The following is an 18,255-nucleotide window of genomic DNA, read 5'->3' as shown; positions in this document are numbered from 1 at the left end:
CTAGCAAAGCTAATGTGGCGGACGCGGCAGGAGTCGAACCTGCGACCGCCTGGTTCGTAGCCAGGTACTCTATCCAGCTGAGCTACGCGTCCGCGGTAACATTTCTTTTATATCCGAGTTCAGGATAGTATTTATTTTATCAGCTTTAATACTAGCTGTACTACTTATTTTTAACCACTTTACTAAAAAGTAAAAGTGGCGGACGCGGCAGGAGTCGAACCTGCGACCGCCTGGTTCGTAGCCAGGTACTCTATCCAGCTGAGCTACGCGTCCGCAATATACTATGTTTTACATCTGAGATAAAAGATGACGAACTATGTTCGTAGCTGCTAGCACAAGTTAAGTCTATCCAACTAATCTACATGTCCGCAATATACTATGTTTTACATCTGAGGTAAAAGATGACGAACTATGTTCGTAGCTGCTAGCACAAGATAAGTCTATCCAACTAATCTACATGCTCGCAATATACTATGTTTTACATCTGAGATAAAAGATGACGAACTATGTTCGTATTAATCTATTTAACATCTAGATAAAAGATGGCGGTGAGCGAGAGATTCGAACTCTCGATCGGGTTTAACGCCGATACTCCCTTAGCAGGGGAGCGCCTTCAGCCACTCGGCCAGCTCACCAGTGGGTGCGAATATTAATGGATCTTAAAAATAAGTCAAACGATTTTTTAGCTTTTATTTTTGTTTGCTGAGAAATCAGCCAACCAGACTATAAATCAGGCATTTTTTGCTATTTTCATCACCATAATATTATAACCATTTTCTCAAACATATAAAAAAGCCGGCTACTGCCGACTTTTTTATTGAATGCGTTATTTTAGAACTTATTGCCAGAAGCTTCGTTATCCCCTTTTTCTGACTGAATTCGCATATAAATCTCTTCTCGATGCACTGAGACTTCTTTTGGCGCATTAACACCAATGCGAACTTGATTACCTTTAACACCCAAGACAGTGACAGTAACATCATCACCAATCATCAAAGTTTCTCCAACTCGACGCGTTAATATTAACATTCCTAATTTCCTTTATATTTGTAAACGGGATCCACTAAATAAATATAAGCTAGTAATAAATTTAGTATAAAAATTGGTATGTAGTACGATAGTTACTCAGAATAAGTTTAATAAAAAACCATCAAAATAGTCGACACATCAAATAAAAAGTAAACAAAACGCTAGTATTTTCTGTTTACCATTCAAATAATTTCACACCAATTACTTTTATTTTAGCAAGGTTATTGGGATGGTACAGTTAAAAAGGCCTTTTTTTACAATTAAATGTAACGATTAATGAAACAATAAACGCTCATTAACTAAGCATTAACAAATGATAAGAAGTTATTCATTCCTAAATCAGTAAACACTAGATAATAAAAAAGGAAACAAATAGCGTTTCCTTTTTCTAATGGGTAAATAGTTTCTTGAAATATTTACGTTAATTTTTCAGCTAACCAAGCGTTTACTGAAGCAAGTGCTTGAGAAATATTTTCAGGCTTACTTCCTCCGGCTTGTGCCATGTCAGGGCGCCCACCACCTTTACCACCGACTTGCTGAGCCACCATATTAACGAGTTCACCGGCTTTAACTTTTCCGGTTAAATCTTTAGTAACACCCGCTATCAAACCAACTTTGCCATCATTCGATGTCGCAAGCATGATAATACCAGAGCCTATTTTCACTTTCAGTTCATCTAACATACCGCGCAGATCTTTCGAGGCAACGCCATCAAGTTCAGCAATTAACGCTTTCACGCCATTAATCTCAATAACTTGGTTAATTAAATCAGACCCTGCTTGCGCAGCTAATTGCTGTTTTAAAGCTGCGATATCTCGTTCCAATTGCTTATTTTTACTTAATACTTGCTCGACCTTTTCAATGGAACCTGCCACATCAGATTTTACTAAACCGGCAATTGAAGCAAGAGTATTAGCTTGTTGATCGATATAAGCTAGTGCTCCTTCGCCTGAAACGGCTTCAATACGACGAACGCCAGCCGCAATACCTGATTCTGAAACGATTTTAACAAGCCCAATATCTCCAGTTCTATTAACGTGAACGCCACCACAAAGCTCAGTAGAAAAGTCACCTAACGTCACCACTCTTACTTCATCGTCATATTTTTCACCAAACAGTGCCATTGCGCCTTTTTCTTTTGCTTCATCAATTTGCATCAATTGAGTATCACGGGCATGGTTTTGACGTATTTCTTGGTTTACTAAGCGTTCAATTTCATTTAATTCGGTTGGCGTTACGGCTTCAAAATGAGAAAAATCAAAGCGTAATTTTTCAGCATCACATAACGAACCTTTCTGCGTGACATGCTCACCTAAAACTTTTCTTAGCGCAGCATGTAATATATGTGTTGCGGTATGATTTTTAACGATTGCTGCCCGTCGAGCCGTATCAATTTCAGCGTTAACTCGAGCATTTAATTGAATTGGAGCTTTAGCAACACCTCGATGAGCAAATGCATTACCGACTTTAACGGTGTCTGAAACCTCAAAAGCTCCTTGGTCAGTAATAATTAAACCGCTATCGCCTACTTGGCCACCCGACTCCGCATAAAAAGGGGTATTATCTAAAACGACAATCCCTGATGCTCCCGCTTGTAGAACATTGACACTACCTTCGTTATCAAACAGTTCGATCACGGTCGCAGAATATGAAGAATTAGTATAGCCTTTAAACGATGTGTGTTTGTCCGACTTTAATTGTTCATTATAATCGGTACCAAACTGACTGGCTTGTTGAGCACGCTCACGTTGCTGCTTCATCGCCTCGTCAAAACCTTGTTCATCTATTTTTAAATCACGTTCACGGGCAATATCAGCCGTTAAATCGGCAGGAAAGCCATAAGTATCATAAAGTTTAAAGACATCTTCACCGCTGATCGTATCACCATCTAAATCCGTTAAAATATCTTCAAGTAACGCCATCCCTCGATCTAATGTTTTTTCAAATTGTTCTTCTTCAATACGCAAGATTTTTTCAATGATATGTTTTTGCGCAACAAGTTCAGGATAAGCCTCACCCATTTGTTCAATCAATGAAGAGACTAAGCGATAAAAGAAATGTGATTTAGCCTCAAGTTTATGGCCGTGTCTTACGGCACGACGAATAATACGTCGCAATACATAACCTCTTCCATCGCCAGCGGGCATAACACCATCTACAATTAAAAAGCTACATGAACGGATATGATCAGCAATAACGCGTAATGATTTATGTTCAAGATCAGCACAATCTAATAATTTAGCCGTATCTTTTATTAATGCTTGGAAAATATCAATTTCGTAGTTGCTATGAACACCTTGTAGAATTGCTGCAATACGCTCTAACCCCATCCCCGTATCCACTGAAGGCTTAGGTAATGGGCTCATTTCACCAGACGCTTGACGATTAAACTGCATGAAAACGATGTTCCAAATTTCTATGAAACGATCACCATCTTCTTCTGGCGAGCCTGGAGGCCCTCCCCAAATATGTTCGCCATGATCATAGAAAATTTCACTACAAGGACCACAAGGACCAGTATCGCCCATCGACCAAAAGTTATCAGATTCATATTTTTTATCTGCTGACTTATCGCCAATGCGGATAATTTTTTCTTCCGGCACCCCTATTTTATTCGCCCAAATCTGAAAAGCTTCTTCATCAGTTTCATAAATAGTAACGAGTAATTTATCTTCTGGTAGCTTTAACACTTTAGTTAAAAATTCCCAGGCGAAGGTAATTGCTTCTTCTTTGAAGTAATCACCAAAACTAAAATTACCTAACATTTCAAAGAAAGTATGATGGCGAGCAGTATAACCAACGTTTTCTAGGTCATTGTGTTTACCACCGGCTCGAACACAGCGTTGCGAAGACGTGGCTCGGGTGTAACTTCGTTTGTCAGCGCCTAAAAATACATCTTTAAATTGCACCATCCCGGCATTCGTAAAAAGTAAAGTGGCATCGTTACCAGGAACAAGCGAGCTGCTCGGGACAATTTGATGTTGCTTTGATGCAAAAAAATCTAAGAATGCTTTTCTTAAATCGGCACTGGTTTTGATCATAGGGGTATCCAAATTTTTTAAAATTAAATCTATTAAGTCAATTAACTCATCATTATCGAATAATAATTAGTTAACCGTCATTATGTTCTTCTTCATTGATGACCGTGAAAATTTCATCGGTTGAAAAGCCACGATATTGTAAAAATCTTATACGTTTTGCTTTGTCTTTTTGTTCTGTAATTGGTGCATGATTAAAACGTTTTTTATAAACAACTTCTACTTGATGGTACCAATTAATCTCTAACGCTTGAGCAGCCGCGTTAATATCGCGAGAACTTACTCCTTTCTGGGCAAGTTCATTTTCAATAAAACGTTTACCATAGCCCTTATTAAGCCGAGTTCGATAAACGCTATCGGCAAACCTTGCTTCATTCAAATAATCATTTTCCACAAGAAAATCAATGACAGGTGTAATTTCACTGTCTTGAAATTCACGAAGTCGCAATTTATTTCGAAGTTCAAGCTCCGAGTGCTCTCGCCTAGAAAGTAAGTCGATTCCTTTATGTAAAATGGCTTTATTCAAAGTTTTTTAATCTGCTAATCTAATTATTGTTCGCTTAATACACAAGGCCGACCAATTTAGTGCAAAACCTCTAACTATTCTACCCACAACGCAAGAAAAAATCATATTTGATGAATAAATTATGATAAGTTTTTACATTAGAGAAAGAATCGCGCAAAATATTAGAAAATGATACCCGATAAGCTGTTAACAACAATAGGGAAATGTATGAAGGAACATCTATACAATTTTATTCGTATAACTTTATTTTTCACGCTAGCTACTGTGCTGCAAGCCTGTGGTGGTTCAAGTGATAAATCACCAAATTATACTATTTCAGCGGATACTTCTGCGGTTAACTTTACCAACGAATTTTTACAGGTTTCTGACGACTCCTATAAAGTTGATGTGACGTTTGAAGGTAACGGCTTATTAGTCGGCTTTGCCCCTGATGCCGAAATTGCATCTTGGTTAACGTTCAGAACAGAAAATGTAACAGCAAATTCTGCTACCTTATATATTGATGTTAATAATGCCGAAAACATTATCCCTAACCTTTATAACACTACCATTAGGTTATCTACTGGCGATGTTGATAAGGTTAATCTAGTTCACCATGACATCGACGTTTCATTACTTGTCTGGCAACTTATTACCGATAGTGAACTATTAAGTTTTCGCGGCACACTAGGTGATACCGAAATAGCGCCACTGTCGCTTTCAATTACCAGTGAATCAAATGTTTGGACCGCAGAAACAGATGTTGACTGGTTAAGATTAGATGTCACACAAGGTACTGGCAATGGTGTAATCGTCGTAACACCAAATATTTCAGAGTTTACTAGTGCGCAACTTTACCAAGCCAATATCACCTTAACCGAAACGACAACCGGTGATAGTAAACGAGTCCCTGTCGAACTAGGTTTAGACCGACATTATCTTTATAGTAATCAAGCTAGCCTGTCATTGAGCAAACTTGCCAATATCAGCGCCACATCGAAATCATTAATGATCAACTCAAACAGCCCAACAACTATCAATTGGCAGGCGAGCAGTGATGTTGATTGGCTTGATTTAACCAAAACCAATATTTCAGGCGAACTATTGGTCAGTGTAAAATCGGATGCAAGCTTTACCGAAGCGCAAAATAATGCCGTGATCACTATCAACGCCATTGATGAAGAAGGCATGATTGATGAAAGTGTGGTTGCTGAAACCATTGCACTTTCTTTTTATCAATCCGATGAAACAAGCGAAAATATCATTCTTGAAGAATTAACAGCGAACGCGAATGCGTTAATTACCTCACCTCGAACACCTCAAATTTATATTGGCACGAATAATCAGTTACATGTTTATCATCAATACACTGGAGAATTAATAACAACGGTTGATGTATCACCAGCAGAAACGTTGTTAGAGCAATTTGTTATTCATCCTGATGGCACCATATTATTAGCCAAAGCTGATGAAACTATTGTTGGCGAAGATGAAACAACAAGTACGGTGACCCATAGGTATCACATTAATCTTAGCGATTATTCAGTAACCCAAATCACTGATGCCAGCATTGAATATGAACCTATTCAATTTGTGAGTTTTGCTGGTCGCCATTTTGTCGTCACCCAAGCGTTAGAATTTGCTGATGAAAATTTACAGCGCATTTTTTGGGATAATCAAAATGCGTATATTACTAATCAAGTAGACCAAGCACGCAATAGCCAAGCGTTTTATGCATTAGATTTAACAGACTCAAGCTTTAAGCGTTATACAGCAAAAATCAATGATTTCACTACACAAGCCATTGTTGTTGAACAAAGCCATCAATACCGACCAGAATTATTAGCAGAAAACCAAGCTATCAGCCGGTTTATCGTTGATGACAATGAAAGTGGAATTTATGCTATTAGCCCAACAAGTGAATGGATAAGCTTTGACGGCGAAACATTTACTGATAATGGCTTACTAGAACAAGCAGAAGATAGTGTTACCTTAGCGCTAACCAAATCACATAATAATCGTGCTCATTATGCTCGCTTTACGCAAACGGCAGGCTTTATTATCGATATTTATGATGAGGAGCAAACATTAATTAATACCGTTGCAACACAAGGACAGCAACCGTCTGATATAACCTTGTCTTATGACGATAAGCGCATCGTGCTAAATACGAGTAACGCTAACCAGATTGAAATTATTAATGTTGAACAAATACAATTGTCGGTTAGTAATCTTGCTTTTAAGGCGACTTTCGGCGATAGCAACATAGACAGTCAACAATTCACAGTATCTGGTATTAGTGATTTATCGCAAGTTCAAGCGAGTGAAGATTGGTTTGTTGTTAGTACATCCGAAGTTGATGGCCAGTTAATCATTACGGTCGACATTGATGAAAATAACCTCTCAGGTTGGGGGTTATTTAATGGCACAATTACCGTATCTGATAATCAAAGTCATACTGCTACCACGATTTCAGTTGAAATTGCGATCGATGAAGTAAGACTCTATTCCAGTTTTCCTGCACTTGCTTTCAGTGCTCATGCAGATAAATCAACGCTAAATCATACCGTTGATATTCTGACGAATAAAGCTAGTAAGGTAGCATGGCAAGCACAAACTGATGTCGATTGGTTAACATTAACAGCCGATACTGACAATAACACGTTAACTGTTATAGCCGATCCAACGATATTAACCGATGCAGGTTTATATACTGCTACCATCACATTATCTTCACAAACCCCAGGAGAAAGTGATGATGGACAAATCGCTGTTAATTTAAGTAAAGGTAATTTTAATACCGCAGATTTTGAAGAGCTAGTTATTGAGGATATAAATCCAAATAGCAATGGCGTGGTGTTAGATCCCCTGAGACCTTACTTATATGTTGCTCAAACCGATATCATTGATGTGTATAACATTATTGATGGGAGTAAAGTCACGAGTATTCAATCGCCACTTGCTGAGGTGGATTTAACTAACTTAGTCATAAACCCTGACAGCACTTTGTTATTGGCATCAAATACAGAAACATATCTTGATGAAAATGAGCAAGAGCAAACACGGATAAATTATTACCAAGTCACGTTAGCTGATTTTTCTATCGAGCAATTAGATGGTGATTTAATTGATATTCAATATGCCCCCTCAAAAATTGTCAATGTATCAGGAAAACCTGTAGTTATTACTCAAGCGTTAGAGTTAGCTGACCTGTCATTAACTAGACAGTATTGGGATAATGAAAATGCGTATTTTACAGCGGCTTTAGCTAAGATACCTACAAGCAATACCTTTATTAGCTACAATGCGACTGACTTTAATTTACAGCATTTTACACTTTCTTATAATGCTTTCTCAGCAAGTACGATAAGTGTAATGAATACACTTGACTACATTAACCCTGCCCATGCCAATGGAGTTTCAGGTATTGCTACCAGTACTGACGGTAGAAACATTTATACCGTTAATAGCACCTCTGAATGGTCAACCAATAACGATGGTGAATTTGCCGAACAAGGTTTATTAGATGGCAATACGTTGACCAGTCCTGTGGCAGTGATCACAGATAGTCAAAATAATAGTTATTTTTATCGCTTTGATTTTGGTATTGGCTTTTTTACTCTAGCGAAATACGATGAGAATCAAAGTAATGTTTGGACTACAGGCTATACCGCTGGCTCAGGTGACATTTATTTATCAGCGGATTATCAACGCGTTGTACATTACAATAATTCAGATAAAAAGCTAGTGATAGATTTTATGCCTGATTAATATATGACAACTAAATAACCAAATTAAAAAGCCCGCTTTAGCGGGCTTTTTGTTTTCTTCGCATCGATAAAAACCATAAATTGGCATTAGATCATTGCTCGAAGCTTTTTCGTTATCTATGCAAAAGAATGACTTAAATACGCTTTCAAGCTTTTACTTTCAAAACTATCAGTATGAAAAAGAATGGCGGTTATTTTAAATCTTTAACGAGTGTTTTTAACCACTTCTCTTCGGAAATGAAACTCCATGATTTGCTTTTATACTTCTCTCCAATGCCCATCTGTAGAATGTCCTCTTCACTTTTCCCTTCAGATAAGGCCTTTTCAACTCTTTTAATGCTAAAATCAATCATCTGTGCAAACGCGTTAAACTCAGCTTTATTCGTTAATTTCCCATGACCAGGGATCACCACCACATCGTCAGGCAGTTGCTCAATGATTTTTTTTACGTTCGCTAAATAGCCTTTGACACTGCCACCACTGTCTAAATCAATATAAGGGAAGCCTATTTCAAAAAACAAATCGCCTGTGTGTATCACATTAGCTTCTTTAAAATAGACAATAGTGTCACCATCGGTATGGCCACTAGGTAAATGGGTTAATTGAATATTTTCATTGGCGAGATAAATATTCAAACCATCTTTATAGGTCACTACAGGTAAGCTATTAACGTCATGATTTTCTTTATCAGTTAAACGATGACGGACGTTTTCATGGGCAAATATGGGTGCTTTATGTGAAAAGTAACTGTTACTACCGGTATGATCTCCATGATAGTGAGTATTGACCACATATCGTAATTGATTATTTTTAATGCTTTGCATTGCTGATTCTATTTTTTCAGCAAGCGGCTGAAATTGATCATCCACTAATAACAAGCCCTTTTCAGTAGCAAGCACACCAATATTACCACCAGCCCCCGTTAACATATACACATCCCCAGCCGCCTTATGAGCCGTAATTTCAACTTCTGATAACTGTTGTGCATCTATAATCGTACTGCCAAGCGCTAAAGTTAGTCCTAATATTAATTTTTTCATGCTAAACCCTTTATTATTTTGCTTATTCATCAATGAGTAGTTCTAAAGAATAGGTAAAATTAATTGCTGACATTCACTCTCCAAGCTTTTTCTAGGACTAAAGGCCAATGTTATCCCAACTAACCTAATCGCACGATTATTCGCTCTTAGCATCGCCCTTTGAAATAAACGTCTAAATATTTCTACATCAACCTCATCACTACGTTGTTCAACTGTGGTTTGGTTGAAGTCAGCAAACTTTAATTTAACTCCTTGTTTAACAATAAGCTTATCTTCGCATTTACTCAAACGATACTTTAATTTATCAAGTAAACCATCCATGACTACTTGAACTTGCTCAAAAGTTAAAATATTTTGACTCAAAGTAACTTCAACGGCCAGTGATTTTCTTTCTCTATCAGGCTCGACTAAACGCTCATCTCTGCCAAAACTTCGATGATATAAGCTAATTGCTTGCTTACCGACAATATTTTGTAAATTGATTATTGAGCTATTTCTTATATCCCGACAAGATTCAAATCCTTGTTCGGCTAAGCGTAAAGCTGTTTTAGGACCAACTCCGGGAATTTTCTTTAAAGGTAAATCAGCGACGAAGTCTGCTACTTGTTCAGGTGGTATCACACATTGGCCATTCGGTTTGTTCTCATCGCTTGCAATTTTTGCTAAGAACTTATTTGGCGCTACACCAGCAGATGCCGTTAAATTTAATTCGTTATATATATCTTTTCGAATTTGTTCGGCAATTAATGTAGCGCTACCATTAAAGTGTATTGTATTAGTAACATCTAGATAGGCTTCATCTAAGGAAAGCGGTTCTATCAACTCTGTGTAACGTTGAAAAATATCTCTAATCTGCGTTGATACCATTTTATAAACAGCCATACGAGCATTAACAATGAGCAGATCTGGACAAAGTTTTTTAGCCTGATGATTTGGCATTGCGGCACGAACACCATATTCACGCGCGATATAATTACAGGTACACAACACCCCACGGGCACTATTTCCGCCTATCGCAATCGGAATATTTTTATAGGCAGGATTGTCGCGCATTTCAACCGCGGCATAAAAGCAATCCATATCTACATGTATGATTTTTCGTTGCTTAGTCATCTAAACAATAACACTGTAAATAAAAACAGTATAATAATTATTACTAAAACATCAAGTCATACGCCGGCATTAAAAACAAAAAAGCTACCCAAAGGTAGCTTTATTATAAAACGTGCTAGCGAACCGTTAGATATTTTTAACGTTTATCGAATGATGATTATCACGCTCTTGTGCGGCGATACGCTCACGCTCTTGGCGCTTTTCACAAGGACTATCACAATTACAGGCTTTCTCAATACCTACTGAGCCGAGTCCTCCACAACTTCCCGCTAACGTTTTTTGTTGAAAGATATACCCCACCGCCATTCCAGCAGCAATAATAAGAAAAAAAACTAAGGTCACTAAAAAAATCATCATAACGAAACGTCTCAATATTTAACGAACATAAGCCTAAACAATTACACAATAAGAATTGTGCGAATTATTTAAGGTATTGCATGAATTTTACCGTGCTTTGCTCAACAAAGCCATTTTCCGTTTTAACGATAAAATACGCGGCTAAGTCATGTTGCTCAGCAAAGGCTAAAGCTTGCGCTTCTCCCATGACCATCATTGCAGTAGATAGACCATCGGCAGTCATCGAAAATGGATGGATAACCGTTACAGAGACTAACTTATGATTAATAGGTTTGCCTGTAGCCGGATCAATAATATGAGAAAAGCGTTGGCCGTCAACTTCATAATAATTACGGTAATCACCCGATGTAGCAACCGCATTATCTTTAGGGACAATAATTTGTTGCACAGCACGCTCTATCGTCACTGGTTTTTCTATTGCAACATGCCACAATTCGCCCGTATGTTTAAACCCTTTTAGGCGCATTTCTCCACCTATTTCGACAAGATAATTTTCAATACCTTGCTGTTCGATATACTCTGCAACAATATCAACACCGTACCCTTTAGCAATTGTGGATAAGTCCACATATAGATCTGGATTTAGTTTATTTAACATCCCGTTTTGTAAAACTAGTTTATCTAAACCTACACGTTGTCGAGTCGTTTCGAGTAACTGATCTGAAGGAATGGTTTCAGGACGAAACTCAGGGCCAAACCCCCATAAGTTCACTAAAGGACCAACGGTAATATCAAGTTTACCTTTACTTAGCTGACCTAAGCGTATCGCCTCAGTAATCACTCTGTCTAACCCTGCAGAAATTTTAACGGGTGTTAAACCGTTCGACTGATTAAATCGAGATAATTCAGAATCTTTAATATAAGTCGACATCTCTTGGTTTAATTGTACTAATAAATCATCAATGCCCTGATGCATACCTTTGATATCAACTTGAGCATTTTCTTCGCCAATGACCACTTTAATATTATAAGTTGTGCCCATCGTTTTACCTTGCAGTAAAACCTCTTGTTTAGCTAAGTCGTTACTTGGGAAGCAACCACTTGACACTAGTACAAATAGTAAAACAGAAATTGATTTTAATTTATTCATTTATAAAGCCTAGATAATTTATTATTTATGTAAAAAGCTTACCTTTCTCAAACTAAGTTTCTTATATAAATAATAAAGACGACAAATGTCGTCTTTATTATGTGCATTGCCCTGTAATTTTTAACTCATTCATATTAGAACAAAGAGAAGGCGCATCGCTCACGATAGTCAGTCAGCACCTTCAATACAATGATTCGATGAACAAGTAAAAATTCAGTTGAATTTACCCGCCGAAGTCATCCAACATGATGTTTTCATCTTCAACGCCTAAGTCTTTCAACATATGAATAACAGCAGCATTCATCATTGGTGGACCACACATGTAATATTCACAATCTTCTGGAGCTTCATGGTCTTTCAAGTATTGCTCATGTAAAACATTATGAATAAAGCCAGTTAAGCCGTCCCAGTTATCTTCTGGTTGTGGATCAGATAAAGCTACATGCCATTCGAAGTTATCATTTTCAGCAGCAAGCGTATTATAATCATCTTCATAGAACATTTCGCGTAGCGAACGTGCACCATACCAGAAACTCATTTTACGTTTAGATTTAAGACGCTTTAATTGGTCGAAAATATGTGAACGCATTGGTGCCATACCTGCACCACCACCGATAAACACCATTTCATTATCAGTTTCTTTCGCAAAAAATTCACCAAATGGACCTGAAATAGTCACTTTATCGCCAGGCTTAAGACTGAAGATGTATGATGACATTTTACCTGCAGGTAGATGTAATTTTCCAGGAGGTGGCGTAGCGATACGCACATTCAGCATTATAATGCCTTCTTCTTCTGGATAGTTTGCCATCGAATATGCACGTAATGTGTCTGTATCAACTTTTGATTCAACATCAAAGAAACCAAAATGATTCCAGTCACCACGGTACTGTTCATCAATATCAAAGTCGCTATATTTTACATGATGCGCAGGCGCTTCAATTTGAATATAACCACCCGCTTTAAATGGTACTGATTCACCGTTAGGAATTTTAAGCTTAAGTTCTTTAATGAAAGTCGCTTTGTTATCATTTGAGATAACTTCACATTCCCATTGCTGAACACCGAAGATTTCATCTTCAACTTCAATTTCCATGTTTTGTTTTACAGCCACCTGACACGCTAAACGACAACCTTCTTTCGCTTCACGTTTCGTAATATGACCTAATTCAGTTGGTAAAATATCACCACCACCTGAATGCACTTCAACACGACACTGACCACAAGTACCGCCACCGCCACATGCTGAAGGGATAAAAATACCTTGTTCAGCAAGTGCGCCTAATAATTTTCCACCCGCGGCAGTTGTTACTGATTTATCAGCATCGCCGTTGATTGAAATAGTTATATCACCTTCGGCAACCAACTTTGATTTAGCAAATAAGATCACTAGTACCAAAGCTATAACGATTGCAGTGAACATGCCTACGCCGAGAATAATTTCCATCGACTTTTCCTTACACTTTTCTAGGAGAAGGCGCTTAACTCAATGAGTTACAAACACCTTCTGCATTAATCTTATTATAACGAGATACCACCGAAAGAAAGAAAGCCAAATGCCATCAATCCTGCAGTAATAAACGTAATCCCTAAACCTTTCAGGCCATCTGGTACATCAGAATATTTCATCTTTTCGCGGATACCAGCAAGTAAAACAATCGCTAGTGCCCAACCAATACCAGAACCAATACCGTAAACAACAGACTCACCTAAGGTTAAATTTTTCGCGACCATAAAAGAGACGGCACCAAAAATTGCACAGTTCACGGTAATTAACGGTAAAAAGATACCCAACGCTTGATACAGTGCTGGAAAATACTTATCAAGCACCATTTCAAGAATTTGAACTAAAGCCGCAATCACACCGATAAAGGTGATGAATGATAAAAAGCTTAAGTCGATAGTTTTAGCAGGATCAGTAACTCCCATCAAACTATCTAAAGCACCAGGTGCCAAAATGGCTTGATAAATGATTTGGTTTGCTGGAACCGCAATACCTAAAACCACAATAACCGCGACACCTAGACCAATTGCTGTACTAACTTTCTTAGACACGGCTAAGAAAGTACACATTCCTAAAAAGAATGTTAAAGCAATATTTTCAATAAAAATGGTTTTAACTAATAAACTTAAATAATGTTCCATTTGCTTTAATCCTTCTCAACTTGTGCTGGTTTCCATTGGCGAATAGCCCAAATGATTAAACCAATAATGAAGAATGAACTAAAGGGTAAAACTAATAAGCCATTCGCTTGATACCAACCACCATTTTGAATCAATGGTAAAATCTCGATACCAAATAACTTACCAAAACCGAATAATTCACGGAAGAATGCAACCGTCATTAAGATAAAACCATATCCTAAACCGTTACCAATACCGTCCATAAAGCTTACAACTGGCTTTTCTTTCATAGCAAAAGCTTCTGCACGCCCCATAACAATACAGTTGGTGATGATCAATCCAACAAATACCGAAAGCTCTTTCGATAATTGATAAGAAAAGGCCTTAAGCACCTGATCAACGACAATTACTAATGAAGCAATAATCGCCATCTGCACGATAATACGTACACTTGATGGGATCATGTTGCGGATCATTGAAATAAACAAGTTAGAAAATGCTGTTACAACAACTACAGCTAATGTCATAACTAAAGCATTAGCCATAGAACTTGTTACCGCTAATGCTGAACAAATACCCAATACTTGTAACGCAATAGGGTTGTTATCAACAATAGGACTCGTTAATACTTTTTTAGTATCTGAAGACATTACTTAAGCCCTCCACGATTTTTAGCAATAAAAGGACCGTAGCCTTCTTCACCAAACCAAAATTGTAATGTGCGTGTTACACCGTTACTGGTTAACGTAGCACCCGAAAGCGCATCAACACCGTGTATATCATTTTCTTTAGCGCCACCTTTAACAAGCTGCACTTTCACGTCACCGGCTTCGTTATAGATTTTCTTACCAGGCCATAAAGCTTTCCAAGCAGGGTTTAATACTTCTGCCCCTAAGCCCGGAGTTTCCTTATGATCTGAATAGATAACACTTTTCACGGTATTTAAATCAGCTTCAAGTCCAACAAAGCCATACATCAAATCCCAAAGGCCAGAGCCAACAATAGGAAGAACAACCGTTTCAACTTCTCCGCCACCATTACGCACTAAGTAAATAACAGCCGTATTTGAACGACGATTGATACCAGCTAAATCGTTTTCTGGTTTGCTCGATTTCTCTGCATCACGTGCATTACGACGTTCATCGAACATGTCGATTTCTTGTTGAGACGCATCTTTAACGTATTCACCTGTATCAAGGTCAATCATTTTTGCTTCAACAAAGCGATCATAGGTAGCAACAATATCGTCACCGGCAAAATCTAACAAATTAGAGGCTTCTAAAATCTTAGTTTGCTTATCAAGCAACTTATTCGCTGTTTGTAGAGGCTTTAATTGTACCGCAGAAAACGATACTAATAATGCACAAACAAGACAAACAACAAAGACAAAACCAACCGTTCTGCCAAAGGTTTCTTTAGAACTAGACATTGCGCGCAAGCCTCCTTTTGATGTTACTTTGAACAACAAAGTAGTCGAACAACGGTGCAAATAAGTTAGCAAACAATATCGCTAACATCATACCTTCTGGGAAAGCAGGATTCACAACGCGAACTAAAACCACCATAATTCCCACTAACGCACCAAACCAATATTTACCTGTGTTAGTAAATGAGGCTGATACTGGGTCTGTGGCCATAAACATCATACCGAAGGCGAATCCACCAACGACTAGATGCCAATACCAAGGCATAGCAAACATCGCATTAGTATCACTACCGATAGCATTAAATAAGAATGATGTAACAACCATACCGCCAAACACACCTAACACGATGCGCCATGATGCGATTCCTTTATAAAGGATATACGCGCCACCAAGTAAGATAGCAGCTGTAGATACTTCACCCACAGAACCAGGCATGAATCCCCAAAAAGCATTCCACCAATCAGCGTTAACACTGTAATCAATCAAACCTTGGTTCGCCGCACTTAACGCTGTTGCACCTGAGAAGCCATCGACTGCAACCCAAACCGCATCACCTGAAATTTCTGCAGGGTAAGCAAAGAATAAAAACGCTCGACCCGCTAAAGCAGGGTTTAAGAAGTTTTTACCTGTACCACCGAAAATTTCTTTTGCGATAACAATACCGAAGGTAATACCAATAGCGACTTGCCATAAAGGAATACTTGCCGGCAAAATAAGTGCAAAAAGTATTGAAGAAACGAAGAAACCTTCATTGACTTCATGTTTACGAACGGCTGCAAACAACACTTCCCAAAAACCACCAACAATAAAAGTTACTGCGTAGATTGGTAAGAAAAACATCGCACCATAGAACATCATGCTAAACCAGCCTGAATCAGTGGTTAGGGTTCCACCTAACATATGAAACAAACTAACTTGCCAAGTATCAGGCAATGCATAATTAGCCGCTAATGCTTCTGTTGCTTGGAAACCAATATTGTACATACCAAAAAACATGGCAGGAAATACCGCTAACCAAACTGTGATCATGATACGTTTTAAGTCAATACTATCACGTACATGTGTTTTACCTTTGTTCACATAACCAGGGGTAAATAAACCAGTCGCTATTGCTTCATATAAAGCAAACCACTTTTCATGTTTGCCGCCTTTTTCAAAATGCGGCTCAATATCTTCTATAAACTTTTTCAAGCCCATGACTAACCTTCCTTCTCAATTGTGGTTAGGCAATCACGAAGGAGTACGCCGTAATCTGTTTTGCCTGGGCAAACAAATGTACAAAGCGCTAAATCTTCTTCGTCTAGCTCTAAGGCACCAAGTTGTTGTGCGCTGTCGGTATCACCCGCAGCTAAATCACGTAACAACATAGTCGGTAAAATATCTAAAGGCATAACACGTTCAAAGTTACCAATTGGTACCATTGCACGAGCACTACCATTAGTCGTTGTCGTCATATTAAATAACTTACTTGGAAAGAAATGAGACATATATGCACGCGTTACTGAAAACTTATTTGGTCCAGGGTACATATAGCCAATAAACTCTTTCTCTCGGCCTTCTCTTAATACTGATAGTTGTACATGATAACGGCCAAGGTATGCATGAACACCTTGTGCTGTTGCACCTAAAAGTAAAGAGCCAGAAACAACACGCGTTTCACCTTCGTTGATTTCACCCGCCACTAAATCATTAGTATTAGCACCAATGATAGTACGAATTAAACGCGGATTTTTAACTTCAGGGCCAGCCAGTGAAATTACACGAGTGCTGTTTAACTCACCTGTAGTAAATAATTGGCCAATAGCGATAACGTCTTGATAACCAACATGCCAAGCAAATTTTTCAGCACTAACTGGCTTTAAAAAATGCATGTGAGTACCGACTAAACCGGCAGGATGCTTACCAGCAAATTCGTTCACATTCACATTATCCGCTACAGGAATATTTGCCCCAGGAGCTTTACTAACAAACACTTCACCTTCAGTTAAACGTGAAAGGACGGTTAAACCTTGTTTAAAAGCTTCACCTTGTTCATTAATAATCACTTCAGGGTTTGCCGCTAACGGATTTGTATCCATTGCGCTAACAAATATAGCGATTGGTGATGAATCAATTGCCGGCACTTTACTAAAAGGACGTGTACGAATTGCAGTCCACAAACCTGAATTAACAAGATTTGAGACAACATCTTCACGCTTTAATGTATTTAGTTCAGTGGCTGGGTAGTGAGTAAACGTTTCTTGTTCATCTCCGTCAACTTCAATGACGACAGACTGTAAAACACGTTTTTCACCACGATTGATTTCTTTAACAACACCGGCGGTTTGAGCTGTGAATTTAACGCCAGGATTCTTTTTATCTTCAAAAAGAACTTGACCTTTTTTTACACGATCATCCACTTTAACATACATGGTTGGTCGCATACCCACAAACTCTTCACCTAATGTTGCAACGGTTTTGATGGCATTGCCATCATGGATTACCTGCTGGGGAGAACCAACTACAGGAACATCCAGACCTTTTTTTATTGTAATCATAAACACTTGCACTACTTTTGATGGGAGTATCAAAATCAACTATTTACTTACCTAAACAAGCTATAACTCAAATGACTTATAATTCAATTAGGTAAAGTAAATGATCGATTTCAGTGTATTTCAGTAAGTTACTTATTTTTCTAATAAAAATAGAAAAACAAGTCCTACCGGCTCTAAGTTTAAATTTCTGGCGCGATTTTAACACAAAAGCTCTAAATTATTCTA

General features: G+C 38.1%; 14 protein-coding genes and 3 tRNA genes. 1 reads left to right on the top strand and 16 read right to left on the bottom strand.

All coding sequences use genetic code 11. From position 1 onward, the window contains the following. Nucleotides 1-15: 15 nt before the first annotated feature. The 6 genes from RM573_RS08785 to RM573_RS08760 form a co-directional block, all read right to left on the bottom strand. A tRNA-Arg gene (locus RM573_RS08785) sits at nucleotides 16-92 on the bottom strand. Nucleotides 93-196: 104 nt separating this feature from the next. Then, nucleotides 197-273 (bottom strand) — tRNA-Arg (locus RM573_RS08780). Between the two features lie 270 nt (nucleotides 274-543). Next, nucleotides 544-635, bottom strand: a tRNA-Ser gene (locus tag RM573_RS08775). A gap of 196 nt (nucleotides 636-831) precedes the next feature. Next, a complete protein-coding gene (csrA, locus tag RM573_RS08770; RefSeq protein WP_303448405.1) occupies nucleotides 832-1,029 on the bottom strand; it encodes a carbon storage regulator CsrA in 198 nt (65 codons plus the stop codon). Nucleotides 1,030-1,445: 416 nt separating this feature from the next. Further along, nucleotides 1,446-4,070, bottom strand: coding sequence for an alanine--tRNA ligase (alaS, locus tag RM573_RS08765; protein WP_311580314.1), 2,625 nt, complete (start codon nucleotides 4,068-4,070; stop codon nucleotides 1,446-1,448). Nucleotides 4,071-4,140: 70 nt separating this feature from the next. Then, nucleotides 4,141-4,593, bottom strand: coding sequence for a regulatory protein RecX (locus RM573_RS08760; RefSeq protein ID WP_311580311.1), 453 nt, complete (start codon nucleotides 4,591-4,593; stop codon nucleotides 4,141-4,143). A gap of 207 nt (nucleotides 4,594-4,800) precedes the next feature. Between RM573_RS08760 and RM573_RS08755 the strand changes: the two genes are divergently transcribed. Beyond that, on the top strand, nucleotides 4,801-8,343 hold the full coding sequence (locus tag RM573_RS08755) for a BACON domain-containing protein (RefSeq protein ID WP_311580308.1): 3,543 nt from the start codon (nucleotides 4,801-4,803) through the stop codon (nucleotides 8,341-8,343). A 190-nt stretch (nucleotides 8,344-8,533) separates the two neighbouring features. Here RM573_RS08755 and RM573_RS08750 read toward each other — a convergent pair whose 3' ends face one another. From RM573_RS08750 to RM573_RS08705, 10 genes are all read right to left on the bottom strand, one after another. Beyond that, a complete protein-coding gene (locus RM573_RS08750; protein ID WP_311580304.1) occupies nucleotides 8,534-9,382 on the bottom strand; it encodes an MBL fold metallo-hydrolase in 849 nt (282 codons plus the stop codon). Nucleotides 9,383-9,424: 42 nt separating this feature from the next. Continuing rightward, a complete protein-coding gene (dinB, locus tag RM573_RS08745) occupies nucleotides 9,425-10,495 on the bottom strand; it encodes a DNA polymerase IV (RefSeq protein WP_311580301.1) in 1,071 nt (356 codons plus the stop codon). Between the two features lie 126 nt (nucleotides 10,496-10,621). Further along, nucleotides 10,622-10,852 (bottom strand): (Na+)-NQR maturation NqrM, encoded by a 231-nt coding sequence (nqrM, locus tag RM573_RS08740; RefSeq protein ID WP_311580298.1) that lies wholly within the window; start codon nucleotides 10,850-10,852, stop codon nucleotides 10,622-10,624. A gap of 64 nt (nucleotides 10,853-10,916) precedes the next feature. Further along, the gene (locus RM573_RS08735) at nucleotides 10,917-11,942 is read right to left on the bottom strand and encodes an FAD:protein FMN transferase (protein WP_311580295.1); all 1,026 of its coding nucleotides are present in this window, start codon (nucleotides 11,940-11,942) and stop codon (nucleotides 10,917-10,919) included. A gap of 223 nt (nucleotides 11,943-12,165) precedes the next feature. Continuing rightward, a complete protein-coding gene (gene nqrF / locus RM573_RS08730; RefSeq protein WP_311580293.1) occupies nucleotides 12,166-13,389 on the bottom strand; it encodes an NADH:ubiquinone reductase (Na(+)-transporting) subunit F in 1,224 nt (407 codons plus the stop codon). Between the two features lie 74 nt (nucleotides 13,390-13,463). Beyond that, nucleotides 13,464-14,087, bottom strand: coding sequence for an NADH:ubiquinone reductase (Na(+)-transporting) subunit E (gene nqrE / locus RM573_RS08725; RefSeq protein ID WP_311580290.1), 624 nt, complete (start codon nucleotides 14,085-14,087; stop codon nucleotides 13,464-13,466). Nucleotides 14,088-14,092: 5 nt separating this feature from the next. Further along, the gene (locus RM573_RS08720) at nucleotides 14,093-14,716 is read right to left on the bottom strand and encodes an NADH:ubiquinone reductase (Na(+)-transporting) subunit D (protein WP_311580287.1); all 624 of its coding nucleotides are present in this window, start codon (nucleotides 14,714-14,716) and stop codon (nucleotides 14,093-14,095) included. After that, nucleotides 14,716-15,495, bottom strand: coding sequence for a Na(+)-translocating NADH-quinone reductase subunit C (locus RM573_RS08715; RefSeq protein WP_311580284.1), 780 nt, complete (start codon nucleotides 15,493-15,495; stop codon nucleotides 14,716-14,718). The genes RM573_RS08720 and RM573_RS08715 overlap by 1 nt, the downstream gene beginning before the upstream one ends. Next, nucleotides 15,488-16,690: an NADH:ubiquinone reductase (Na(+)-transporting) subunit B gene (locus tag RM573_RS08710; protein ID WP_311580280.1), complete on the bottom strand. Its 1,203-nt coding sequence runs from the start codon at nucleotides 16,688-16,690 to the stop codon at nucleotides 15,488-15,490. Before RM573_RS08710 ends, RM573_RS08715 begins: the two co-directional genes overlap by 8 nt. Before the next feature lie 2 nt (nucleotides 16,691-16,692). Continuing rightward, on the bottom strand, nucleotides 16,693-18,030 hold the full coding sequence (locus RM573_RS08705) for a Na(+)-translocating NADH-quinone reductase subunit A (RefSeq protein WP_311580277.1): 1,338 nt from the start codon (nucleotides 18,028-18,030) through the stop codon (nucleotides 16,693-16,695). Nucleotides 18,031-18,255 lie beyond the last annotated feature (225 nt).

Source organism: Thalassotalea castellviae (genome assembly GCF_031846185.1).
In the GTDB taxonomy this organism is placed as follows: domain Bacteria; phylum Pseudomonadota; class Gammaproteobacteria; order Enterobacterales; family Alteromonadaceae; genus Thalassotalea_H; species Thalassotalea_H castellviae.
The sequence above is the reverse complement of the archived record's forward strand: the minus strand, read 5'-3'. Positions and strand labels throughout refer to the sequence as shown.

Coding starts and splice junctions, on each gene's coding strand:
- csrA (WP_303448405.1), bottom strand. CDS start 1,029: ATGTTAATATTAACGCGTCGAGTTGGAGAAACTTTGATGATTGGTGAT.
- RM573_RS08705 (WP_311580277.1), bottom strand. CDS start 18,030: ATGATTACAATAAAAAAAGGTCTGGATGTTCCTGTAGTTGGTTCTCCC.
- alaS (WP_311580314.1), bottom strand. CDS start 4,070: ATGATCAAAACCAGTGCCGATTTAAGAAAAGCATTCTTAGATTTTTTT.
- RM573_RS08750 (WP_311580304.1), bottom strand. CDS start 9,382: ATGAAAAAATTAATATTAGGACTAACTTTAGCGCTTGGCAGTACGATT.
- nqrF (WP_311580293.1), bottom strand. CDS start 13,389: ATGGAAATTATTCTCGGCGTAGGCATGTTCACTGCAATCGTTATAGCT.
- RM573_RS08755 (WP_311580308.1), top strand. CDS start 4,801: ATGAAGGAACATCTATACAATTTTATTCGTATAACTTTATTTTTCACG.
- nqrM (WP_311580298.1), bottom strand. CDS start 10,852: ATGATGATTTTTTTAGTGACCTTAGTTTTTTTTCTTATTATTGCTGCT.
- RM573_RS08710 (WP_311580280.1), bottom strand. CDS start 16,690: ATGGGCTTGAAAAAGTTTATAGAAGATATTGAGCCGCATTTTGAAAAA.
- RM573_RS08720 (WP_311580287.1), bottom strand. CDS start 14,716: ATGTCTTCAGATACTAAAAAAGTATTAACGAGTCCTATTGTTGATAAC.
- RM573_RS08715 (WP_311580284.1), bottom strand. CDS start 15,495: ATGTCTAGTTCTAAAGAAACCTTTGGCAGAACGGTTGGTTTTGTCTTT.
- dinB (WP_311580301.1), bottom strand. CDS start 10,495: ATGACTAAGCAACGAAAAATCATACATGTAGATATGGATTGCTTTTAT.
- RM573_RS08735 (WP_311580295.1), bottom strand. CDS start 11,942: ATGAATAAATTAAAATCAATTTCTGTTTTACTATTTGTACTAGTGTCA.
- nqrE (WP_311580290.1), bottom strand. CDS start 14,087: ATGGAACATTATTTAAGTTTATTAGTTAAAACCATTTTTATTGAAAAT.